The organism is Arthrobacter sp. Z4-13 (assembly GCF_054792705.1).
The window spans coordinates 28,122-44,632 of record NZ_CP096459.1; the positions used below are offsets into that span (position 1 = coordinate 28,122).

The window sequence follows — 16,511 nt, forward strand, 5'->3', positions numbered from 1 at the left end:
TAGTGCGCCAGAAGAAACGTCTCCGCAACACCTACACTGGATTTGATGCAAGGAGGATGGATGCCTGAAACGGACAATGACGCACGATCACTGCGGCAGCCGACAATCCGCGACGTCGCCGAACGGGCGCAGGTGTCCAAATCCCTGGTTTCGCTGGTTCTCCGGGACGCGCCGCACGTCAGCGATACACGTCGCCAGGTGGTCCTCCAGGCCATGGCCGATCTCGGGTACCGGCCCAATGCCCATGCCCGGGGGCTCTCGCGCACTAAGAGTGACAGCGTCGGGGTTCTCCTGAACGATCTGCGCAATCCCTGGTTCGTGGACCTGCTCGAGGGCCTTGCCGCGACCCTGCATGCTGCGGGTTTGTCGCCGGTCCTGGTTGACAGTTTCACGGACAGGCGCATCGGCAGGGATTCGGTGGACGCGATGCTCCGGCAGGGCATCGACGGGCTGGTGGTCATCGGCACGACAACCGAATCCGATGCCATCCAGGGCGCTGCCGAAACCATCCCGGTAATTCTCGCCGGAACCCGCGATCCGAACCTTCCCGGAGTCGACGTCGTTGTCAACGACGATGAGGCTGGTGCCCGTGCTGCGACCCAGCACCTCATAGCCCTGGGTCACCGGCACATCGCGCATCTCAGCGGGCCAGGCCGGATTGGTGAGCTTCGCCTGGCCGGATTCCGCGAGGCGATGCAGGACGCCGGACTCGATCCGGACGAGTTCCCAGAGACAGGTGGGATGAGCGAGGAGAGCGGGTACGCCGCCACCCGCCGACTCCTTACACAGGAACACAGGCCCACAGCAGTCTTCGCCTTCAACGATATTGCCGCGATAGGGGCTCTCTCGGCAGCCGCGGACCAGGGGCTCAGTGTTCCGGCCGATCTTTCCATCGTCGGCTACGACAACACCTACCTCTCCCGCATCCGGCACCTGTCATTGACCTCCGTCAGCAACGGAAACTTCGCCATTGGCGTCCAATCCGCCAAATACCTCATTGAGCGGCTGGAAGCCCCGGTGCAACTCCAGAGGCTCCACCTCGTCCCTACAACCCTGGAAGTGCGAGGTTCCACAGCTGCTCCTCCAGCCAGCAACTAATACCTGGTCCGACGCCCCGTATACTCCTGCGGGGTGAGGGTCTTTTTCCACAGGCAAACCGCGCAGGATTCGCGTTGACTCTTCCTTCTTTAGGAACGCGATAGGTGCTCGATCGCCGCCTTCAACGGCTCTCCCCGGCCATTTTTGGAGCGCCGATAATGGATATTCCGTCAAGCTCGAGCAGGCCGCTTAGCAGAGTACCGGTCTACCTCGCGAGGACGTCGACGTTGAGTGGCGCGCAAGTGTTGACCAGCCAGCGGAAGCCGTCGGCTGCGGCGAAGGCAAGCCCGCTTCCGGGGACGACTTCAAGGTGATCCTCCTGAACCCTGTCACCAAACAGCATGTAGGCCCTTGCGCTGTTGTCGCGTTTAGACATCCAGCCGATGCCGTCAAACCCTGTGGCATGGGCAGCGTGAGCCCACTTGCGCGTCTGCGGATAGTTGTCCATTGGGGTGTCCGTGAGTTGGGTGGCCTCGACCCCAAGGGCGCGGAGGCCCAATCCAAAGAATTCCGCGATCCGGACTGGCCGCTTTAGCTCCAGTCCGGCCAGAACACTGTTGGCGTAAATGCTTCGGGGAAGCGGCGCGGGAGCACCAACCGGGACATCATGAAGCAGGGTCTCGGCCAAGGCGGCTTCCCGAGTCTCGGCGAGGTACAGGGCCGGGACGGCTGGATCGCCGAAGAAGTGGAACCTGCCGGCCCCCTTCGGTCCGGGGTTGAACTGGTTGGGCCGAAACCGGTTGGAATGGATGCGCTGGAGGATAGTGCCAGCATCCAGGATCCCGGAGCGGGGCTCGAAGGGGATGGGTGGTTCCGGGGTGGCCGGCCAGGAGGCCGTCACCATATGGCCCCGAAGTGGGCCTCAGCCGCCGCGAGCAACTTTTCCGGGTCGTTGAGGTGGTCTACCGGCCGGCGCTGGTCAGCGAATGCAGCCGACGGCGCTGCCATCCACAGGACCAGGTCTTCGTCCGGGACGTCGAGGCCGCGGATTAGCGCCAGTAGCTCCGGAATGATAGGCAGGACGGAACCGCGCTGCACGTCGAACTGAAATTTCGGGTACCGGACTGCCTGGCGGCGGGCATAGCCGAGCAGTCTGCCGGCGGCGCGCTGCGAGGACGCGAAGTTCCGGTTGGTGGCTTTGGCGCCGAGGAAAGCTGCCGTTTCGGTGCTGCTCATCGATGGCAGTTCGTGTTCGATTCGCCGCCACCAGTTCTCCTCCGCCTGCAGGCTGCGGGCGAGTTCAGGAGATGGCATTTCCGGGTTGGACGCGATCGCAGCCCCCAAAGCCGCGATGCTGTTCGCTTCACTGAGAGCCCGCTTCAGGATCCACCCATCGACACCGGCTATCTTTGATGGTTCTTTTATCGTCGAGGACGGAGAAGACTTGGTTGAGAACGCGCTGCCTGCAGCACGCCGATGAGCTACTTTCGCCTTCTTCTTCAGGATCACGTCGCGCCGCGAGGTAACCATTTCGCCTCCTTAGCAATGACGGTTATTACATATCACTCTAGCGCGTGATTTGTCATCCGCGAAAGATACGAGCCGCTAATGCTGGCGCCGTTCCCCGTCGACAAGCGGCGCGCGCAACACGCGTTCTAAGCATGTCTAGCATTCGTCTTTCAGCTCCGGACGTTGGCGTCAGAATAGTGCGGGATTCCGGTTTTGTTGACACTGGCTCATGATTTTCTCAGATGCCACCCTGACATCCGGAGCGACGAAAAGGAGCCTGATAGCCCAAGAATCATCGCAGTGAATCGACCGGATCTGTACTAATGAAGTTCGCTCGGGGCATGAGGGTTACTGTGTCACCCGTTGTGGCCCCGATGGCCCTACGAGAACGTGCCGACGACTCCACCGACAGGGACGAGGTCCCGCATTCCCCCTCGTCGGACGGCCCTGACGTCAGGCTGGGGGGTGCCCCAACAAGACGAAATCACCACCGGATTGCGAGTACAGAAACACCCGCCCGTGTTACCCGGGCGGGTGTTTCTGTTCCAGCAGTATGTGGAGTTGCGCTACAGGAGGTTTGTTCCGATTTCTTTGCCGATCCGTTGGAGCAGGTTGGCGGAGAGGTAGGGGTCTTTGGAGGAGTCCTGATCTGTGTAGTCGGCAAGTGTGTAGACCCGGGTGAGGGACATTTCAGACCACCGCTCCTTGGGAAGCAGCGAGCGGCCGGCGACGGCGATGATGGGACGGGTGCCTGACCGTCGCGCAACAGCGGCGGGCAGTTTCCCTGCCAGGGTCTGCTCGTCGATGCTGCCTTCGCCGGTGATCACCACATCGCAGCTGTCCTTGCGGGTGTTGAAGTCCAGCAGGTCCAGGAAGTAGTCGGCTCCGGATACCTGTTTGGCGCCGAGCAGCAGGCAGGCGTAGCCGATGCCGCCGGCGCTTCCGGCACCTTCATGTGCTGCCAGTGACTCCGCGTCGGCGAATCCGGCTTCGGCCATTTTGGTCACGAAGTGCCCCAAGCTGTCGTCGAGGAATGCGACGTCCTCCGCTGTGGCCCCCTTTTGTGGGGCGAAGACCGCCGGTGCGCCGTTGGGGCCGCGGAGGGGGTTGTGCACGTCGCTCGCGACGACGAGTTCGGTGTCCTGCAGTTCCGGGAGCGCGGTGCGGTGAACGGACTGGATCTGTCCCAACGCTCCTCCGCTGCCGTAGAGCTGGCGCCCTTCGGAGTCGTGGAAGCTGTAGCCGAGGGCGGTGAGCATTCCCATTCCGCCGTCGGTACTGGCGCTGCCGCCCAGTGCCAGGACGATCCTTGCAGGGTTAAGGCTGAGCGCGAACAGGACGGCTTCGCCGAACCCACGGCTGGAGGAGTTCAATGCCTCCAGTTTGCCTTCGGGCAGCAGTCCGAGTCCGCAGGTGTTGGCCACCTCGACGACGGCGGTGGTGCCGTCGAAAGCGATGCTGGACTGTACGGGTTGGCCGGTGGGGCCGGCAACGGTGTAGCTGTGGCGGGTGAAGCCGGAGGTGACGGCGGCGTCGACGCTGCCGTCACCTCCGTCCGCCAGGGGAAGCAGTTCGCACTGAACCGCTCCGGCCGTGCCCGGGACGTCAGCGGCGGAGCGAAGCCCTGTGGCCAGGGCCTGCGCTACCTCGCTGGCCGTGAGGCTGCCCTTGAACTTGTCGGGGGCGATAAGGGTCCGCACGGTCTTGGGGGCAGTAGTTGTGCTCATGTTAGTTAGACAGTCTCCGAGTGGATGGGACGAGAGCCCGCGGGGGCAAGCTCGGCAACCGGGCCCGCGTGCCTGGCAACAGTTTCCTTGGGCCCATGGTGGCCGTACTCGGTGAGGTCGTCGATGTCAGTGACCTCGTCCAGGTGGATCGGGTCCTCGGAGGGCATGGGCTCCACGGTTTCACCGGCGAAGACCCGGCGGGCACGGTCGGCGTCCAGGGTGCGGTCCCACCAGGCGATGAAGAGGGTGGCCACGGCGTTGCCGGTGAAGTTCACCAGGGCGCGGCACTCGGACATGAACTTGTCGATGCCAAAGATGAGCATGATGCCCGCAGCCGGGATGGTGCCCAGGGTGGTGAGGGTCGCGGTGATGGCGATGAAGCCGCCGCCGGCCACGCCTGCAGCGCCCTTTGAAGTCAGCAGCATGACCGCGAGAAGGCCCAGCTGCTCGCCCAGGGTCAGGTCCGTGTTGGTGGCCTGGGCGATGTAGAGGGCGGCCAGGGAGAGGTAGATGGCTGCGCCGTCGAGGTTGAAGCTGTAGCCGGTGGGGACAACCAGGCCTACGGTTTCCTTCTTGACGCCGGCGTGCTCAAGCTTGCGCATCAGGCCCGGCAGGGCCGGTTCGGCGGTGGAGGTGCCCAGGATGAGCATGTATTCCTCTTTGAGGTGCCGGATCATCGTGAAGATGTTCAGCTTCAGGAACAGCATGATGGAGCCGAGCACGATCACCACGAAGAGGATGGAGGTGATGTAGAACAGGGCGATGAGTCCGCCCATGCTGGTCAATGATGAGACGCCGAACTTGCCGACAGCGTAGGCCATGGCCCCGAAGGCACCAATGGGGGCTGCCTTCATGATGAAGCTAAGGATCTTGAACATGACCCCGGTGAGGCGCTGCACACCGTCCAGGACGGGGGCGCCGACCTTGCCCATGGCGTTCAGGGCGATGCCGAAGATGACGGCGATGAAGATGATCTGCAGGATGTTGCCCTCAACGAAGGGGGAGACCATGCTTTCCGGGATGATGTGGGTGAGGAACTGCCACCATTCCTGGTTCGCGCCGGCGTCAATCAGTTTCGCGGCGGACTCGGAGGTCTCGATGCTGCCAGCATCTGCGTTGACTCCGTCGCCCAGCCGAAAAATGTTGATGGCCACCAGGCCGAAGATCATGGCCAGGATGGTGCCGACCTGGAAGTAGGTCAGGGCCTTCAGGCCCGTCATGCCCACCTTCTTCAGGTCCGCGACGCTGGCGATGCCGCCGACGATGGTCAGGAACACGATGGGGCCGATGAGCATCTTCATCGCATCAACGAAGGTGGTCCCGATGGGTTCCATGGCGATGCCGACACTGGGCGCCAGCCAGCCGACGAGGATGCCGACGACGATGGCGGTCAGTACCCAGAAATACAGTTGGCGGTACAAAGGTGTTTTGCGGGCCGCCGAAGCTGTACCGGCGGTAGTGATGTGGTCCATGATTCCTACCTCGTTGTGGAATGTAGCTGGAGGGTGCTCGATGAAGGTGGGCATGACGGAGTGGACGGCGGCGGTGTTCTGCCGCCGTCCACTCCGGGCTATGTACTGACCGCCGGAATCGTCCCGGCAGGTTTTCTGGCTAGACGGCGGCCAGGGTGTTGGTCAGGGCCTTGATGATGGCCTCGGTGACGTCGTCGGTGTTGGCGTTCCCGCCGACGTCGCGGGTCAGGTGGCCTGAGCCCGTGGCAGCTTCGATGGCGGCTTCAACCTTGCGTGCTTCCTCGTGGAGGCCGAAGTGGTCCAGCATCAGGGCGGCGGAGGCGATGGCACCGATCGGGTTGCTGATGCCCTGCCCGGCGATGTCCGGAGCGGACCCGTGGACCGGTTCAAACATCGACGGGAAGCGGCGTTCCGGGTTCAGGTTCGCGCTTGCGGCCAGGCCGAGGCTGCCGGCCAGCGCCGAGCCCAGGTCCGAGAGGATGTCGGCGTTCAGGTTGGACGCCACGACGACGGACAGGTCCTCGGGCTTGAGGATGAACTTGGCACTCATGGCGTCCACGAGGACGCTTTCGGTCTGCACGTCTGGGTAGTCCAGGGCCACGCGGTTGAAGACTTCATCCCAGAGGACCATGCCGTACTGCTGGGCGTTGGACTTGGTGACGGAGGAAACCTTTTTCACGGTACGGGTCCGGGCCAGGTCGAACGCGAAGCGCATGATGCGCTCACAGCCCTTTTCGGTAAACAGTGCAGTCTGCAGGGCTACCTCGTTGCCGGGGCCGCGGCCGCTCAGGTTCCGTCCGCCCAGGCCGGCGTATTCGCCTTCGCTGTTTTCGCGGACAACGACCCAGTCGAGCTCGGTGTTGTCGGCCTTGCGCAGCGGGGACTGGACACCGGGGAGGAACTTCACGGGGCGGATGTTGGCCCACTGGTCGAAGTTCTGGGTGATGTTCAGGCGCAGGCCCCAGAGGCTGATGTGGTCCGGGACGTTCTCCCAGCCGACGGCGCCGAAGTAGATCGCATCGAAGTTCTTCAGGGTCTCCAGGCCATCGTCGGCCATCATCTTGCCGGTTTCTGCGTAGTAGCCGCAGCCCCAGGGGAACTCGGTCCAGTCGAAGGCGAACTTGCCGTTGGAGTCCTTGGCCAGGGCGTCCAGGACGCGGCGGCCTGCGGAGACAACTTCCTTGCCCACACCGTCTGCGGGGATTGCTGCGATGGTGAATTTCTGGGTGGCGCTCATGTGCCTACCTCCTCGTTGAGTATTTAGCAGTGAGCCTGTTAGCGGGGTCACACTGTTCTTCCTCTTCAAGTAGACGGCCTGCTCCTATTCCGCGTCCAAGACTAAGAATCGATACGGCATATAGGCTCAGCCTATCGACGCAGATAGGTCCGCGGTTTGCGGGTCCGGAGAGGCATGGAGTTTTGCCACTGCCAGGAAGGCACGGGCAGCGGGCGTGAGGTCCTCTTTCCGGCTGAGGACCGCAACGTCCAGGTGGGAGACGGGTTCGATGAGCAGGGTTCTGAGTCCTGATCTTTGGGCCAGCGGTGCCCAGGATGAAGGCATCACCGCGTGGCCCACGCCCGCGAGCACGAGCGGCAGGATCGAGGTCCGGTGAGCGACTTCGGCAACGATTTCAGTGTCGACGCCGTGGGCCAGCGCGTCATCGACCAACCACCGCATCAGGGAGCCGCGTTGGCTCGCGATCAGCTGGTGGCCGCCCAAGTCTTCCCGTTGGATGGACGTTCCGCGGTTGAAGGTGTCGGCCTGGGGATTGACGATGAGAATCAGGGGCTGGCGCTCCAACTCAAGGACCTGGACTCCTGGCACCCTGATGGGTGTGGGGGAGCCGGCAAGGCCGATCTCCGTGCTGCCTGACCGGACGGAGTCGATAACTTCTTCCGGTGTGAAGGCGGCACTGACATTCAGCCGGACCGAAGGGTGCAGCCGGGTGAAGCCGGCGATCATGGATGTCAGCGGCTCAATGCCGGGGGAGGGCATCGAAATGATGTCCAACCGCCCGCTTCGGATCCCGCGAAGAGCCTGGACTGCCGAGGCCGCCGCATCAAGATCACGCATGACCAGTCTGGCCGGGCCGACGAGTTCTTTGCCTGCTTCACTAAGGACGGCGCGGCGGCCGATGCGGTGGAACAGTGGGACGCCCAGGTCCTTCTCCAGACTCGCGATGGTCTGCGAGAGCGAGGGCTGGGCGATCAGCAAATGCTCGGCAGCCCGGTTGAACCCGTCGTGATCTACCACGGCCAGAAAGTACTTCAGCTTTCGCGTATCCACGCAGCTCCTTAACGCGTTTTCGAACCTTTGGGTTTTGCAGCAGCGTCCTTGAGAAGCCCTCTCCGGGACGACGGGCAGGGCCTAAATAGCCTACGCCTATCAGCCGGATTGCTTCTATGTCTTGGACGCATTCGCAAGCGTTGGCTCTCATGGACGATAGAGCGACCACTTCAGGTGCCGCAGCCGCCGGAAGGTTGGTCCTCGCGCGCTGGGCGTCATCAGGCGGCCGGGATCCGCGTACGCGAACGCTACGCGAACGGCCGCGCCACGATCTGAAACGAGAAGAATCTGGTGCTCTACGTCTGCTACGGCAGCGAGTTCGGTGGCGGCTGCCAGGTGGTCCGCGTCCGGAAGAAATGGCTGGCGTGACCCGCCGTCTGCTGGTGCTGCCAAGTCTGCGCGGCCGGCTCAAATGCCCGCTCAGAGAGACTTGGGGCGGTGCGGGGTTCAGCCTTTACCAGGGCCGGGGCTGCCCGGCACGAGATCAACAGCGGCAGAGTCGCTTTTTGAGTCCAAAAATGTGGTGTATCCCTCGGCCCGGTCCAACAGGCGACGCCCGGCGCCGCTGTCCTGCAACAACCACAAGTACCGCCCGTCATCGGAGATGTCGTCCACACGTCCCATGATGCGCGGGTTTCGCTTATCTGATGTCAGGAGCACGACGGTGTCACCGGGGGTCAGCTCGCGCCAGTTGCCTATTTCCTTACGCATGCGGCTGGAGAGCATGGGGTGGTGAGTGCGGGGATTCGAGATGTACATGCCGTGCCCTTCGTTTCAAGGTCAATGCTCAAGTGACCGGCGAGAGTGTTTGATGTGCCGTTTTCCTGGCGGGAAGGAAGATAAAACCCGGCGCGGGCCCCGAGTTTCGGGTGCGTGTTGCGGTTCCGCGTGCCCGCGCCGGGAGAACTATCGCTTCAAGGGTTCCCACTGGAGGGGCCTGTCCTGGAGCAAGCTGAAACTCGTTGCGGGTCCCTGTCCTCGTGCGCGGCGTCGCCCGCCTATCTGCCGACCGGGCGTCCATAGTCATGCTAAGCGCCCCGGTTTCCAGGACAACCTGCGGGAGAACCGGCCAGATCCACAGCCTGCCGTTGAGGTGACTGTGGATCTGACCGGTTGGGTTTTGATTATCTGCCGATGCCCGTGATACCGACCATGATCGGGACGATGCTGATGATGAGGATTGCGCCGAGGATATCGAAGGTGAATCCGGTGCGGACCATGCGGGTGATGGGAACGGCGCCGGAGCCGTAGACGATGGCGTTCTGCGGCGTTGAGACCGGCAGCATGAACCCGAACGATGCGGCGAACGTTGCTGCCAACGCGGGAACGAGGGGGTCCACTCCCATGGCGACACACAACGGTATGACGATGGGAACAACGACGGCCGCGGACGCGGTGTTGCTGGTTGTCTCCGAGATGAGGATCGCCAGGATTGCCGCGAATGCGGTGATCGCCACGATATTGGTGACGCCAAGGTTCTGAGCGGCAGCGTTCCCGATCGTTTGGGCGAGGCCGGTGGCCGAAAGGAGGGCGCCGAAGATGATGCCCGTACCGAAAAGGATGATGGTTCCCCAGTCGATCTTCGCGGCGTCGGACCAGGTCATGGTCGCGCGGCGTTCCTTCCAGTTGGTCGGAAGGATAAAGAGCAGGGATGCGCCGATCACAGCCACGATGCCTTCGTCCAGCCGGTCGTCAAGGAACGCATACAGATCGGAATCCGGACCGGTGATGAGGCTTGCGATTGCCGGGAGGAGCCACAGCGTGACGGTCAGGCCGAAAGCGATGAGCGTGTTGATTTCGGCCCGGGACATCTTGCCCTGCTCGGCCTTCTGCTCGCGGATGAATTTGTCCACGCCTTCGATGCGACGGATTTCCGGCTTGTTCAAAAGGAACATGATGAGCGCCAGCACGACGAACATTGCTGCGCAGACGGGAGCCACTGTGGCTGTCCATTGAACGAAGGAAATCTTGGTACCGGTTGCTTCCTCGATGAGGCCGCGGCCGATGAGGTTCGGGGGTGCTCCTACCGGTGTCAGGAGGCCACCGACGCTGGCGCCGTAGGCGAGCATCAGCATCAGGGCTGCTCCCACGCGGAGACGAAGCGGGTCGAAGTCTGCTTTGACGACGCCGCGGTCCTGCATAAGTTTTGCGATCACGGCCAGGATGCCCAGGGCGGTGGGCATCAGCATGGCGACGGTGGCGGTGTTTGAAACGAACGCGGAGAGGACGCAGGTGATTGCGCCGAAGGCGATGATGACGCGGTAGGTGGATTTGGCGACACCGGGAATGGACAGAACGGCGAATGCCAGCCGCTGGGCTATGCCGTGTTTCAGCATGGCCGCCGCGAGTATGAAGGCGCCGATGAAGGTGAAGATGGTTGTCGAGCCAAAGGGGCGCAGCACCTCATTGGCTGGTGCCACGCCGAGCAGGACGACAGCAGCAACACCGATGAGCCCACCCACCGGGATGGGTACCGGTTCGCAAATCCACAGGATTATGACGCCCAGCAGAACAGCTGCGAGCAGCTGCTGGGTGTGATCCATCCCGGTCGGGAGAAGCGCGAAAATAATCGATACCGCCGGCGCCAGAAAGAATCCCAGTGTCTGCCGGGCCCGCTCGAACTTCTCCTCCCGCGGAGTCAGCTTCTGCTCGCTCAAACTCCTGAACGTCTTGCCGCCCAGTAGGGCGGCGCGAACATCAGTCCGCGGCGGTGGTGAGGTGGCCGCTGAAGACTCAGTCAAATTGCTGGACATCGTCGTCCTTTCGTCATAGGGGTTTGGACCTACTGTGCATCCGTGACCCGAATCACGTCCAAGACGAAATCCCTACTGACCTAATAGGAAAAACCAATCTCTGCCCCCACAGGGACGCTTTAGCCAGTTGCCTCACTACTGCAAAACCCGGGTGCTGTAGCCCACGGCAAGGGCAATGTTCGCCTCCAGAAGCCGGCCGAGCCAGCGCCCTTCACCACACGAGGCGGTCGTTGCAATCGCCTACGGAGGCGTATCCGGCTCCGATCTGCACTACTGGCAGCCCGGAGCCGCCGCGAAGTCCGACCAGAATCCGGGGCATTGCAGAGACTCCCCCGACTGGTTTGAAAGGCCGATAACGGATATTCCGTCAGCCTGGGGAGCTCGGACAAGCTGCCCTGGTGACTCTGTTCCGTCCACAGTTGGGGTCAATTCGGGTTATCCACGGCTGGATATTGGGAGCCCTGGATTAGCTCCCTGAGCAGCAGTAGCGGTGGATAACCCATGAGAATTGTCCCTGGCTGTGTGCGGCGGCGGAACCCAGCCCCTCAGTGGACTCGGTTGAAGTGCCTTGTTTTTGGAGCAGGTCGGCAGGGACACGGTCCGGCAAGCTCTGACGAATTCCGTGACACCAGCGCGGAAGGTACCGGTGTGTAGCTCGCCACGATTAGACGCGTTCAAGCCGGCGATCGACGTGATGCTGGTGCAGGATACGACGGCGCCGCGGAGAAGGGGCACCGGGTGAAATACCCGCTCGCCACTCGGCTGGTGAACGAACTCGTCGAAGCAGCTGACGAGAAAATGCTCGCCAAAACCATCACCCGGTACGGGCGGGTGGACCTGCTCTGTATCGACGAGCTCGGCTATATGGAACTCGACCGGCGCGGCGCCGAACTCCTGTTCCAAGTCCTCACCGAACGCGAAGAGAAGAACTCCATCACGATCGCCAGTAACGAGTCCTTCTCTGGGTGGACGAAAACCTTCACCGACCCCCGCCTGCGCGCAGCGATCGTCGACCGGCTCACCTTCAAAGGGGCCATCATCGAAACAGGCACCGACTCTTACCGCCTCGCTCATACTCTTGCTCAGCAAGGACTCGGCTAGACCAGCGCCGCGAGAAATGCGTGGTGGCTATCTGCCTCTGCGCGGTGCTGTCGCTTGGTAGACGATGGCGGCGGCAACGTCCTTCAGCTTGACGTTGTTGTTGCTGGACATCACCTGCAGTCGGTTAAAGGCCTCTTCGCTTGTGCAACGGTGCTGAGCCATGAGAATGCCCTTGGCCTGCTCGATGCCGGCCCGGGACCTCATTGCTTCCTGCAGTTGCTCCACCTCTTTGCGCGCGGAGTGATAAAGGCTCGATGTCACCATGGTCGCTGCCGAGTACTCGGTGAAGCGCTGTTTCCGGTCGGCGTCAGACACATCCGGATCAGCACTGAGGTAAGCCAGGAGGCGGACGAGATCCTCGCGGTGCTCGGTCACGTCGCGTACCTCTTGCAGGAAAGCGACCACATGACCCTCCTCATCCAAAACAGGATTATTGACCGGGCTCCAGTACCGCTCCAGGAACGCGCCGGGGCGCCCAGGATCAGGGATGTCGAACCGATGAAGGAACATGCTGTCCCTCTTCCCGGTTCTCTTCACACGCTCAAGCGACTCGCGCATCACCCTGGCCGGTTCCTGCTCTGCCTGGGACGGGCTCTCGCCGAACACCTCGAAAGCCTGGTGCCCAACAAGATCAACGGAGGGGATTCCCACGAGGTCGACGAACGCGGGATTCACGGCGAGGATCACGTACTCGGGATCCATCAGCGAGTACGCCGACGACGTTGCCTCAAAGATGCCCCGAGCATAATCGCTGATCCGATCAACTGATTTCCCCGACCCGCCCACGCCTGCACTGTCGTACTGTTCCATGTCGCCGTCCTCTCCCTACCCGGTACCTCAGCATCCGTCGTGCGGCTTGGAACGGAAGCGTGATAATCATGTCAACGGTGGGGTCCGAATTGACCTCTTATCGACAGTGTCAAAAGGATCGGGTTGCCGCGGGAAACCTCACCCCCGCAACCCTCTCATTGAGACAGATCTTTTCCGGCTTACCATGAGGATCAGAAGCTACCCTGATGGTAAGCAGTGTTTGCTGGGGCTATTCCGGTTCCCCGGGGGTGTTCTCGTAGGGACATGGGCATTAACCATTCCCCGGTTATAGAGGCCTGGGCAGGCCGTCTCATGGATCAAGAAACCCAGCAACGAAGCTCTTGGCACGCAGCCCGCGATGCGGAACTGACCACGTACGACGTGTGGTTGCAGTACTTCAGCATCGGAGGACGGTCGGTCATGATGATTCGTGAATGCAGGATCTGCTGTGGCTGGAGGGGTTTCTCGGCTTCCGGTGACCAGATGTGGGACGGGGCGATTGCTACAAGGAATTTCTCGCGACACAACAGCTCTGAGGCAAAGTGTCGGCGGGACAGCGGGGGTTCTGCCTGCCTGAGTGCCGTCCTCATCTGGCACGCGGAATTCGACGGGGCGTTCTTCGTTGGTGGCAGAATAGCGCCGAAACGCCGATTTATTGACAGTGGATCATGATGTTCTCAGATTCCACCCTGACAGTCCGAGGGGCAGGAAACTCAGGTGCGGTAGCCCGAGTTCCATCGAAATAGTCCAAAGAATCGGGACTTGATGTAAATCGCTTGGGGCAGGGGCTGGCGATGCCAGCTGTTGCAGGTCGGTAAGTGTCTGAGAACAAGGCTTGAGCCGCCGACAGGCAAATCATCCCTGGCCAGAGGGGCCCGACGTCAGGTTGGGGTGTGCCACAACCGGACGGAGCCGGTTGTGGGCTGCGTCCTGCCCGATGGGGGTGTAGTGGCCGACTTCGACCCGGATATTCGTGCCGGTCATCTTGCCGAAGACGAAGAAGGTTCGGATGGCCTTCTTTCAATCTGTGTGGCCATTAATCGGCGGCCGCCGTTTGCACCACCCCGTTCATGCGACGGTTCAGTTTGAAGGGATTTCTGTCGTGGAGGAGTGCTGGCAGCACTTGTTGGGGGACGTTTTGGTAACTGACCGGGCGTTGAAAACGGTGGATCGCCAACGTCCCCACTGAGGTTGAGCGGGAGTCTGACGTTGCGGGAAAAGGCCCTCCGTGGACGATGGCGTGGCCAACCTCAACGCCGGTGGGCCAGGAGTTGAAGAGTATCCGTCCGACTTTCCGTTCGAGAACCGTTATGAGCTGCGTGGTTTCTGCGGTGCTGTCATTAGGGCAGTGCAAGGTAGCGGTGAGCTGCCCCTGAAGTTTTTCAGCTGCCTCAAGGAGCTCTCCCTGGTCCTGATAACGCACGATCAGCCCGGCCGCGCCGAAAACTTCCTCCTGCAGGCCAGGGGAGGACATGAAGGTTGCCACGGAGGTAGTGAAAAGTGCCGGAGCCGGCGCGTTCAGAGTGGTGCCTGGCTGACCTTCCCCGACAGGCAAAACGCCGGGCGTCTGCCGCAGATGCTGGATCCCGGTTGCGCAGGCGTCTGCGATTCCGGAACTCAGCATGGTGGTGCCTGTGGCCGCACCAAGCACAGTGGCTGCTTTTTGAACGAAGGAATCACCGTCTTTTCCTTCCGGAATGAAGATCAGCCCGGGGTTCGTGCAGAACTGGCCGGACCCCATGGTTAAGGAGTCGATGAAGTCGGCGGAAAGCTTGTCCTCGTCTCCTTTGAGTGCTGCTTCGAAGATGAATACCGGATTTATAGAGGACATTTCGGCGTAGACGGGAATGGGCTCTGGACGATTGGCCGCGGTTTTCATGAGTGATATGCCGCCGCTCCGAGATCCGGTGAACCCGACCGCTTTGATGCGTGGGTCTGCTACCAGTGCCTGGCCGACGGTCTTTCCCGCGCCGAAGAGGATGGAAAACACGCCAGCGGGAAGGTTGCTGTCCCTAACTGCTCGTGAGACGGCTTGGCCGACAAGCTCGGCCGTGCCTGGATGGGCGTTGTGTGCTTTCACGATGACAGGGCATCCGGCAGCGAGGGCCGATGCAGTATCGCCCCCGGCTGTTGAGAATGCCAACGGAAAGTTGCTCGCACCGAAGACTGCAACCGGCCCCAGACCAATATGTTGTTGCCGGATGTCATGACGGGGCGTTGGTGTCCGATCTGGCAGAGCGGGGTCGATGCGCGCCTGTACGTGGTCTCCCTGCTTCACAACCTCGGCGAAGAGGCGTAACTGGCCCGTAGTTCTGGCAAGCTCGCCCTCAATACGGCCGCTCGGCAGGCCAGTTTCGGTAGCTGCCCTGTCGATCAGTCCGCTGCCGAGAGCCTCAATGTTTCTGGCGATGCGTTCCAGAAAGGCGCCCCGTTCCTGAGGAGACTTACGACGGTATACGTCGAAGGCGGATTCGGCGGCCTTCGTTGCGGTCTCCATCTGCGAGATGCTCACCAGCCCGAAGCTTGGATCCATCTCTTCCCCTGTGGCCGGGTTGACTGCCTTTGTATGGCCGTCCTCACCACGCACGTACTCTCCTGCGATGATCGAATTTCCGGTCACTGACGGACCTGCTGGGGTGCTCATTGACTGTTCCTTGCTGGTTATGGTGTGTGCGGAGGGGTGCGGTCTCCGCAGTGTGGATAGCGGCGGCCAGGCTGTGGAAGCGTGTAGGGCCGTCTGATCCTTGAGCGGGTGCTAGGCCAGCTGCTTTTCGACTCCTCTTGACCGGGCGGTGGCGACAAGCTCGTCGAAGATGGACGGACTGAGGAGCAGGCCTGTCCGAAGGTTGTCCGTTCTCTTTCCGGCTTCTAGATCGCCCGGCATCAGGACTTTTTCGTACCCGGCTGCGGGAGTACCGTTTCGTGTTTGGTCTTCCCGGGTTGACATCCGGTCCAGGAATGCGCTGAGTGGAGTCATCGCGGAAATATCCAGCGCTATGAAGAAATGCCCCAGCAGCTGCGGGGCGGAATCACCGTACATGCGTGGCATGTCAGCGCCGAAAGAGGCTCCGTTCAGGACTCCGGCGAGTATGTCCACCATGATGGCCAGGCCCGATCCCTTCGGTCCAGCCATCGGCAGGAGCGTGCCGTCCAGTGCCTCTTTCGCGTCTGTAGTCGGTTGCCCGCCCGCATCGAGGGCCCATCCCAAAGGGATTGCTTCGCCATTCTTGGCCGCGACAATGATCTTTCCCCTGGCCTGCGCGCTCGTGGCCATGTCGAGGACAACGGAGGGCCCGTCCTTCGTGGGGACGGCGATGGAGATCGGGTTCGTGCCCAGGGAGGCCTCTTTGCCTCCAAATGGAGCCATGACAGGGGAGCTGTTCGTACCGGAGATGCCGATCATGCCGGCTTCTGCAATTTTCCTGGTCCAGTACGCGGCGGTTCCGTTATGATTGGAGTTGGTCACACCAACCCAAGCTGTACCTACTGCCCGGGCCTTGTCGATGGCAATCTCCACGGCCTTCTGGGATGCGACCTGCCCCCAGCCGTTGTTGGCGTCAAGGAGAGCAGTTCCCGCGGTTTCAGAGACCAAGGTGAGGTCTGTTTTGGGATTCACGAGGTTTTGGTCGAGGCGGGCAAGGTAGTCAGTAACCCGGGAGACTCCGTGTGAATCGAGACCGATGAGGTTGGCGTCAACCAGCGACGTGGCAATTACTGACGCTTCATCGAACGGGACTCCGGCGGCGGTAAATACATCGGTACAGAAGCTGGTGAGAGCCCCTGCGTCGATGGTGTGGGTTTCGTTCTCGGCCAT

The 16,511-nt window shown here is 61.8% G+C and carries 14 protein-coding genes and 1 pseudogene; 2 read left to right on the forward strand and 13 right to left on the reverse strand.

The window, feature by feature from the left end; all coding sequences use genetic code 11:
- Positions 1 to 60 precede the first annotated feature (60 nt).
- Positions 61 to 1,098, forward strand: a complete 1,038-nt coding sequence (locus tag M1E07_RS01965; protein WP_461188627.1) for a LacI family DNA-binding transcriptional regulator — start codon at positions 61 to 63, stop codon at positions 1,096 to 1,098.
- Between the two features lie 205 nt (positions 1,099 to 1,303).
- On the opposite strand, the gene M1E07_RS01970 is transcribed toward M1E07_RS01965, so the two are convergent.
- From M1E07_RS01970 to M1E07_RS02010, 9 genes are all read right to left on the reverse strand, one after another.
- The gene (locus tag M1E07_RS01970) at positions 1,304 to 1,942 is read right to left on the reverse strand and encodes an RES family NAD+ phosphorylase (protein WP_461188628.1); all 639 of its coding nucleotides are present in this window, start codon (positions 1,940 to 1,942) and stop codon (positions 1,304 to 1,306) included.
- Positions 1,936 to 2,568: a hypothetical protein gene (locus tag M1E07_RS01975; protein WP_461188629.1), complete on the reverse strand. Its 633-nt coding sequence runs from the start codon at positions 2,566 to 2,568 to the stop codon at positions 1,936 to 1,938. Before M1E07_RS01975 ends, M1E07_RS01970 begins: the two co-directional genes overlap by 7 nt.
- Positions 2,569 to 3,113: 545 nt before the next feature.
- Positions 3,114 to 4,274 carry a glycerate kinase gene (locus M1E07_RS01980; protein ID WP_461188630.1) on the reverse strand — a complete coding sequence of 387 codons (1,161 nt, stop codon included), beginning with the start codon at positions 4,272 to 4,274 and terminating at the stop codon, positions 3,114 to 3,116.
- A gap of 5 nt (positions 4,275 to 4,279) precedes the next feature.
- On the reverse strand, positions 4,280 to 5,746 hold the full coding sequence (gene dctA / locus M1E07_RS01985; RefSeq protein ID WP_461188631.1) for a C4-dicarboxylate transporter DctA: 1,467 nt from the start codon (positions 5,744 to 5,746) through the stop codon (positions 4,280 to 4,282).
- A 139-nt stretch (positions 5,747 to 5,885) separates the two neighbouring features.
- Complete coding sequence (locus tag M1E07_RS01990) at positions 5,886 to 6,983, reverse strand: tartrate dehydrogenase (protein ID WP_350004235.1); 1,098 nt, start codon at positions 6,981 to 6,983, stop codon at positions 5,886 to 5,888.
- A 126-nt stretch (positions 6,984 to 7,109) separates the two neighbouring features.
- Positions 7,110 to 8,033, reverse strand: coding sequence for a LysR family transcriptional regulator (locus M1E07_RS01995; protein WP_461188632.1), 924 nt, complete (start codon positions 8,031 to 8,033; stop codon positions 7,110 to 7,112).
- A gap of 147 nt (positions 8,034 to 8,180) precedes the next feature.
- The gene (locus M1E07_RS02000; RefSeq protein WP_461188633.1) at positions 8,181 to 8,426 is read right to left on the reverse strand and encodes a hypothetical protein; all 246 of its coding nucleotides are present in this window, start codon (positions 8,424 to 8,426) and stop codon (positions 8,181 to 8,183) included.
- Positions 8,427 to 8,480: 54 nt separating this feature from the next.
- Entirely contained in the window at positions 8,481 to 8,792 is a 312-nt protein-coding gene (locus M1E07_RS02005) for a hypothetical protein (RefSeq protein ID WP_461188634.1), read from the reverse strand.
- Between the two features lie 365 nt (positions 8,793 to 9,157).
- The gene (locus M1E07_RS02010) at positions 9,158 to 10,786 is read right to left on the reverse strand and encodes an SLC13 family permease (protein WP_461188635.1); all 1,629 of its coding nucleotides are present in this window, start codon (positions 10,784 to 10,786) and stop codon (positions 9,158 to 9,160) included.
- 717 nt (positions 10,787 to 11,503) lie between these two features.
- On the opposite strand from M1E07_RS02010, the pseudogene M1E07_RS02015 reads away from it, so the two are divergent.
- Positions 11,504 to 11,887 (forward strand): annotated as a pseudogene (locus tag M1E07_RS02015) (ATP-binding protein); the annotation flags it as partial.
- 27 nt (positions 11,888 to 11,914) lie between these two features.
- On the opposite strand, the gene M1E07_RS02020 reads toward M1E07_RS02015, so the two are convergent.
- The 4 genes from M1E07_RS02020 to M1E07_RS02035 form a co-directional block, all read right to left on the reverse strand.
- Positions 11,915 to 12,697, reverse strand: coding sequence for an ANTAR domain-containing protein (locus M1E07_RS02020; protein WP_461188636.1), 783 nt, complete (start codon positions 12,695 to 12,697; stop codon positions 11,915 to 11,917).
- An 855-nt stretch (positions 12,698 to 13,552) separates the two neighbouring features.
- Positions 13,553 to 13,681: a hypothetical protein gene (locus tag M1E07_RS02025; RefSeq protein WP_461188637.1), complete on the reverse strand. Its 129-nt coding sequence runs from the start codon at positions 13,679 to 13,681 to the stop codon at positions 13,553 to 13,555.
- 52 nt (positions 13,682 to 13,733) lie between these two features.
- Positions 13,734 to 15,341, reverse strand: coding sequence for an aldehyde dehydrogenase (NADP(+)) (locus M1E07_RS02030; protein WP_461188638.1), 1,608 nt, complete (start codon positions 15,339 to 15,341; stop codon positions 13,734 to 13,736).
- Between the two features lie 111 nt (positions 15,342 to 15,452).
- Positions 15,453 to 16,511, reverse strand: coding sequence for an Ldh family oxidoreductase (locus tag M1E07_RS02035; protein ID WP_461188639.1), 1,059 nt, complete (start codon positions 16,509 to 16,511; stop codon positions 15,453 to 15,455).

Bases quoted from the DNA above. Each gene is read 5' to 3' on its own strand.
- M1E07_RS01965 (WP_461188627.1), top strand. From the start codon at position 61: ATGCCTGAAACGGACAATGACGCACGATCACTGCGGCAGCCGACAATC.
- M1E07_RS01970 (WP_461188628.1), bottom strand. From the start codon at position 1,942: ATGGTGACGGCCTCCTGGCCGGCCACCCCGGAACCACCCATCCCCTTC.
- M1E07_RS01975 (WP_461188629.1), bottom strand. From the start codon at position 2,568: ATGGTTACCTCGCGGCGCGACGTGATCCTGAAGAAGAAGGCGAAAGTA.
- M1E07_RS01980 (WP_461188630.1), bottom strand. From the start codon at position 4,274: ATGAGCACAACTACTGCCCCCAAGACCGTGCGGACCCTTATCGCCCCC.
- dctA (WP_461188631.1), bottom strand. From the start codon at position 5,746: ATGGACCACATCACTACCGCCGGTACAGCTTCGGCGGCCCGCAAAACA.
- M1E07_RS01990 (WP_350004235.1), bottom strand. From the start codon at position 6,983: ATGAGCGCCACCCAGAAATTCACCATCGCAGCAATCCCCGCAGACGGT.
- M1E07_RS02005 (WP_461188634.1), bottom strand. From the start codon at position 8,792: ATGTACATCTCGAATCCCCGCACTCACCACCCCATGCTCTCCAGCCGC.
- M1E07_RS02010 (WP_461188635.1), bottom strand. From the start codon at position 10,786: ATGTCCAGCAATTTGACTGAGTCTTCAGCGGCCACCTCACCACCGCCG.
- M1E07_RS02020 (WP_461188636.1), bottom strand. From the start codon at position 12,697: ATGGAACAGTACGACAGTGCAGGCGTGGGCGGGTCGGGGAAATCAGTT.
- M1E07_RS02025 (WP_461188637.1), bottom strand. From the start codon at position 13,681: ATGACCGGCACGAATATCCGGGTCGAAGTCGGCCACTACACCCCCATC.
- M1E07_RS02030 (WP_461188638.1), bottom strand. From the start codon at position 15,341: ATGAGCACCCCAGCAGGTCCGTCAGTGACCGGAAATTCGATCATCGCA.
- M1E07_RS02035 (WP_461188639.1), bottom strand. From the start codon at position 16,511: ATGGCCGAGAACGAAACCCACACCATCGACGCAGGGGCTCTCACCAGC.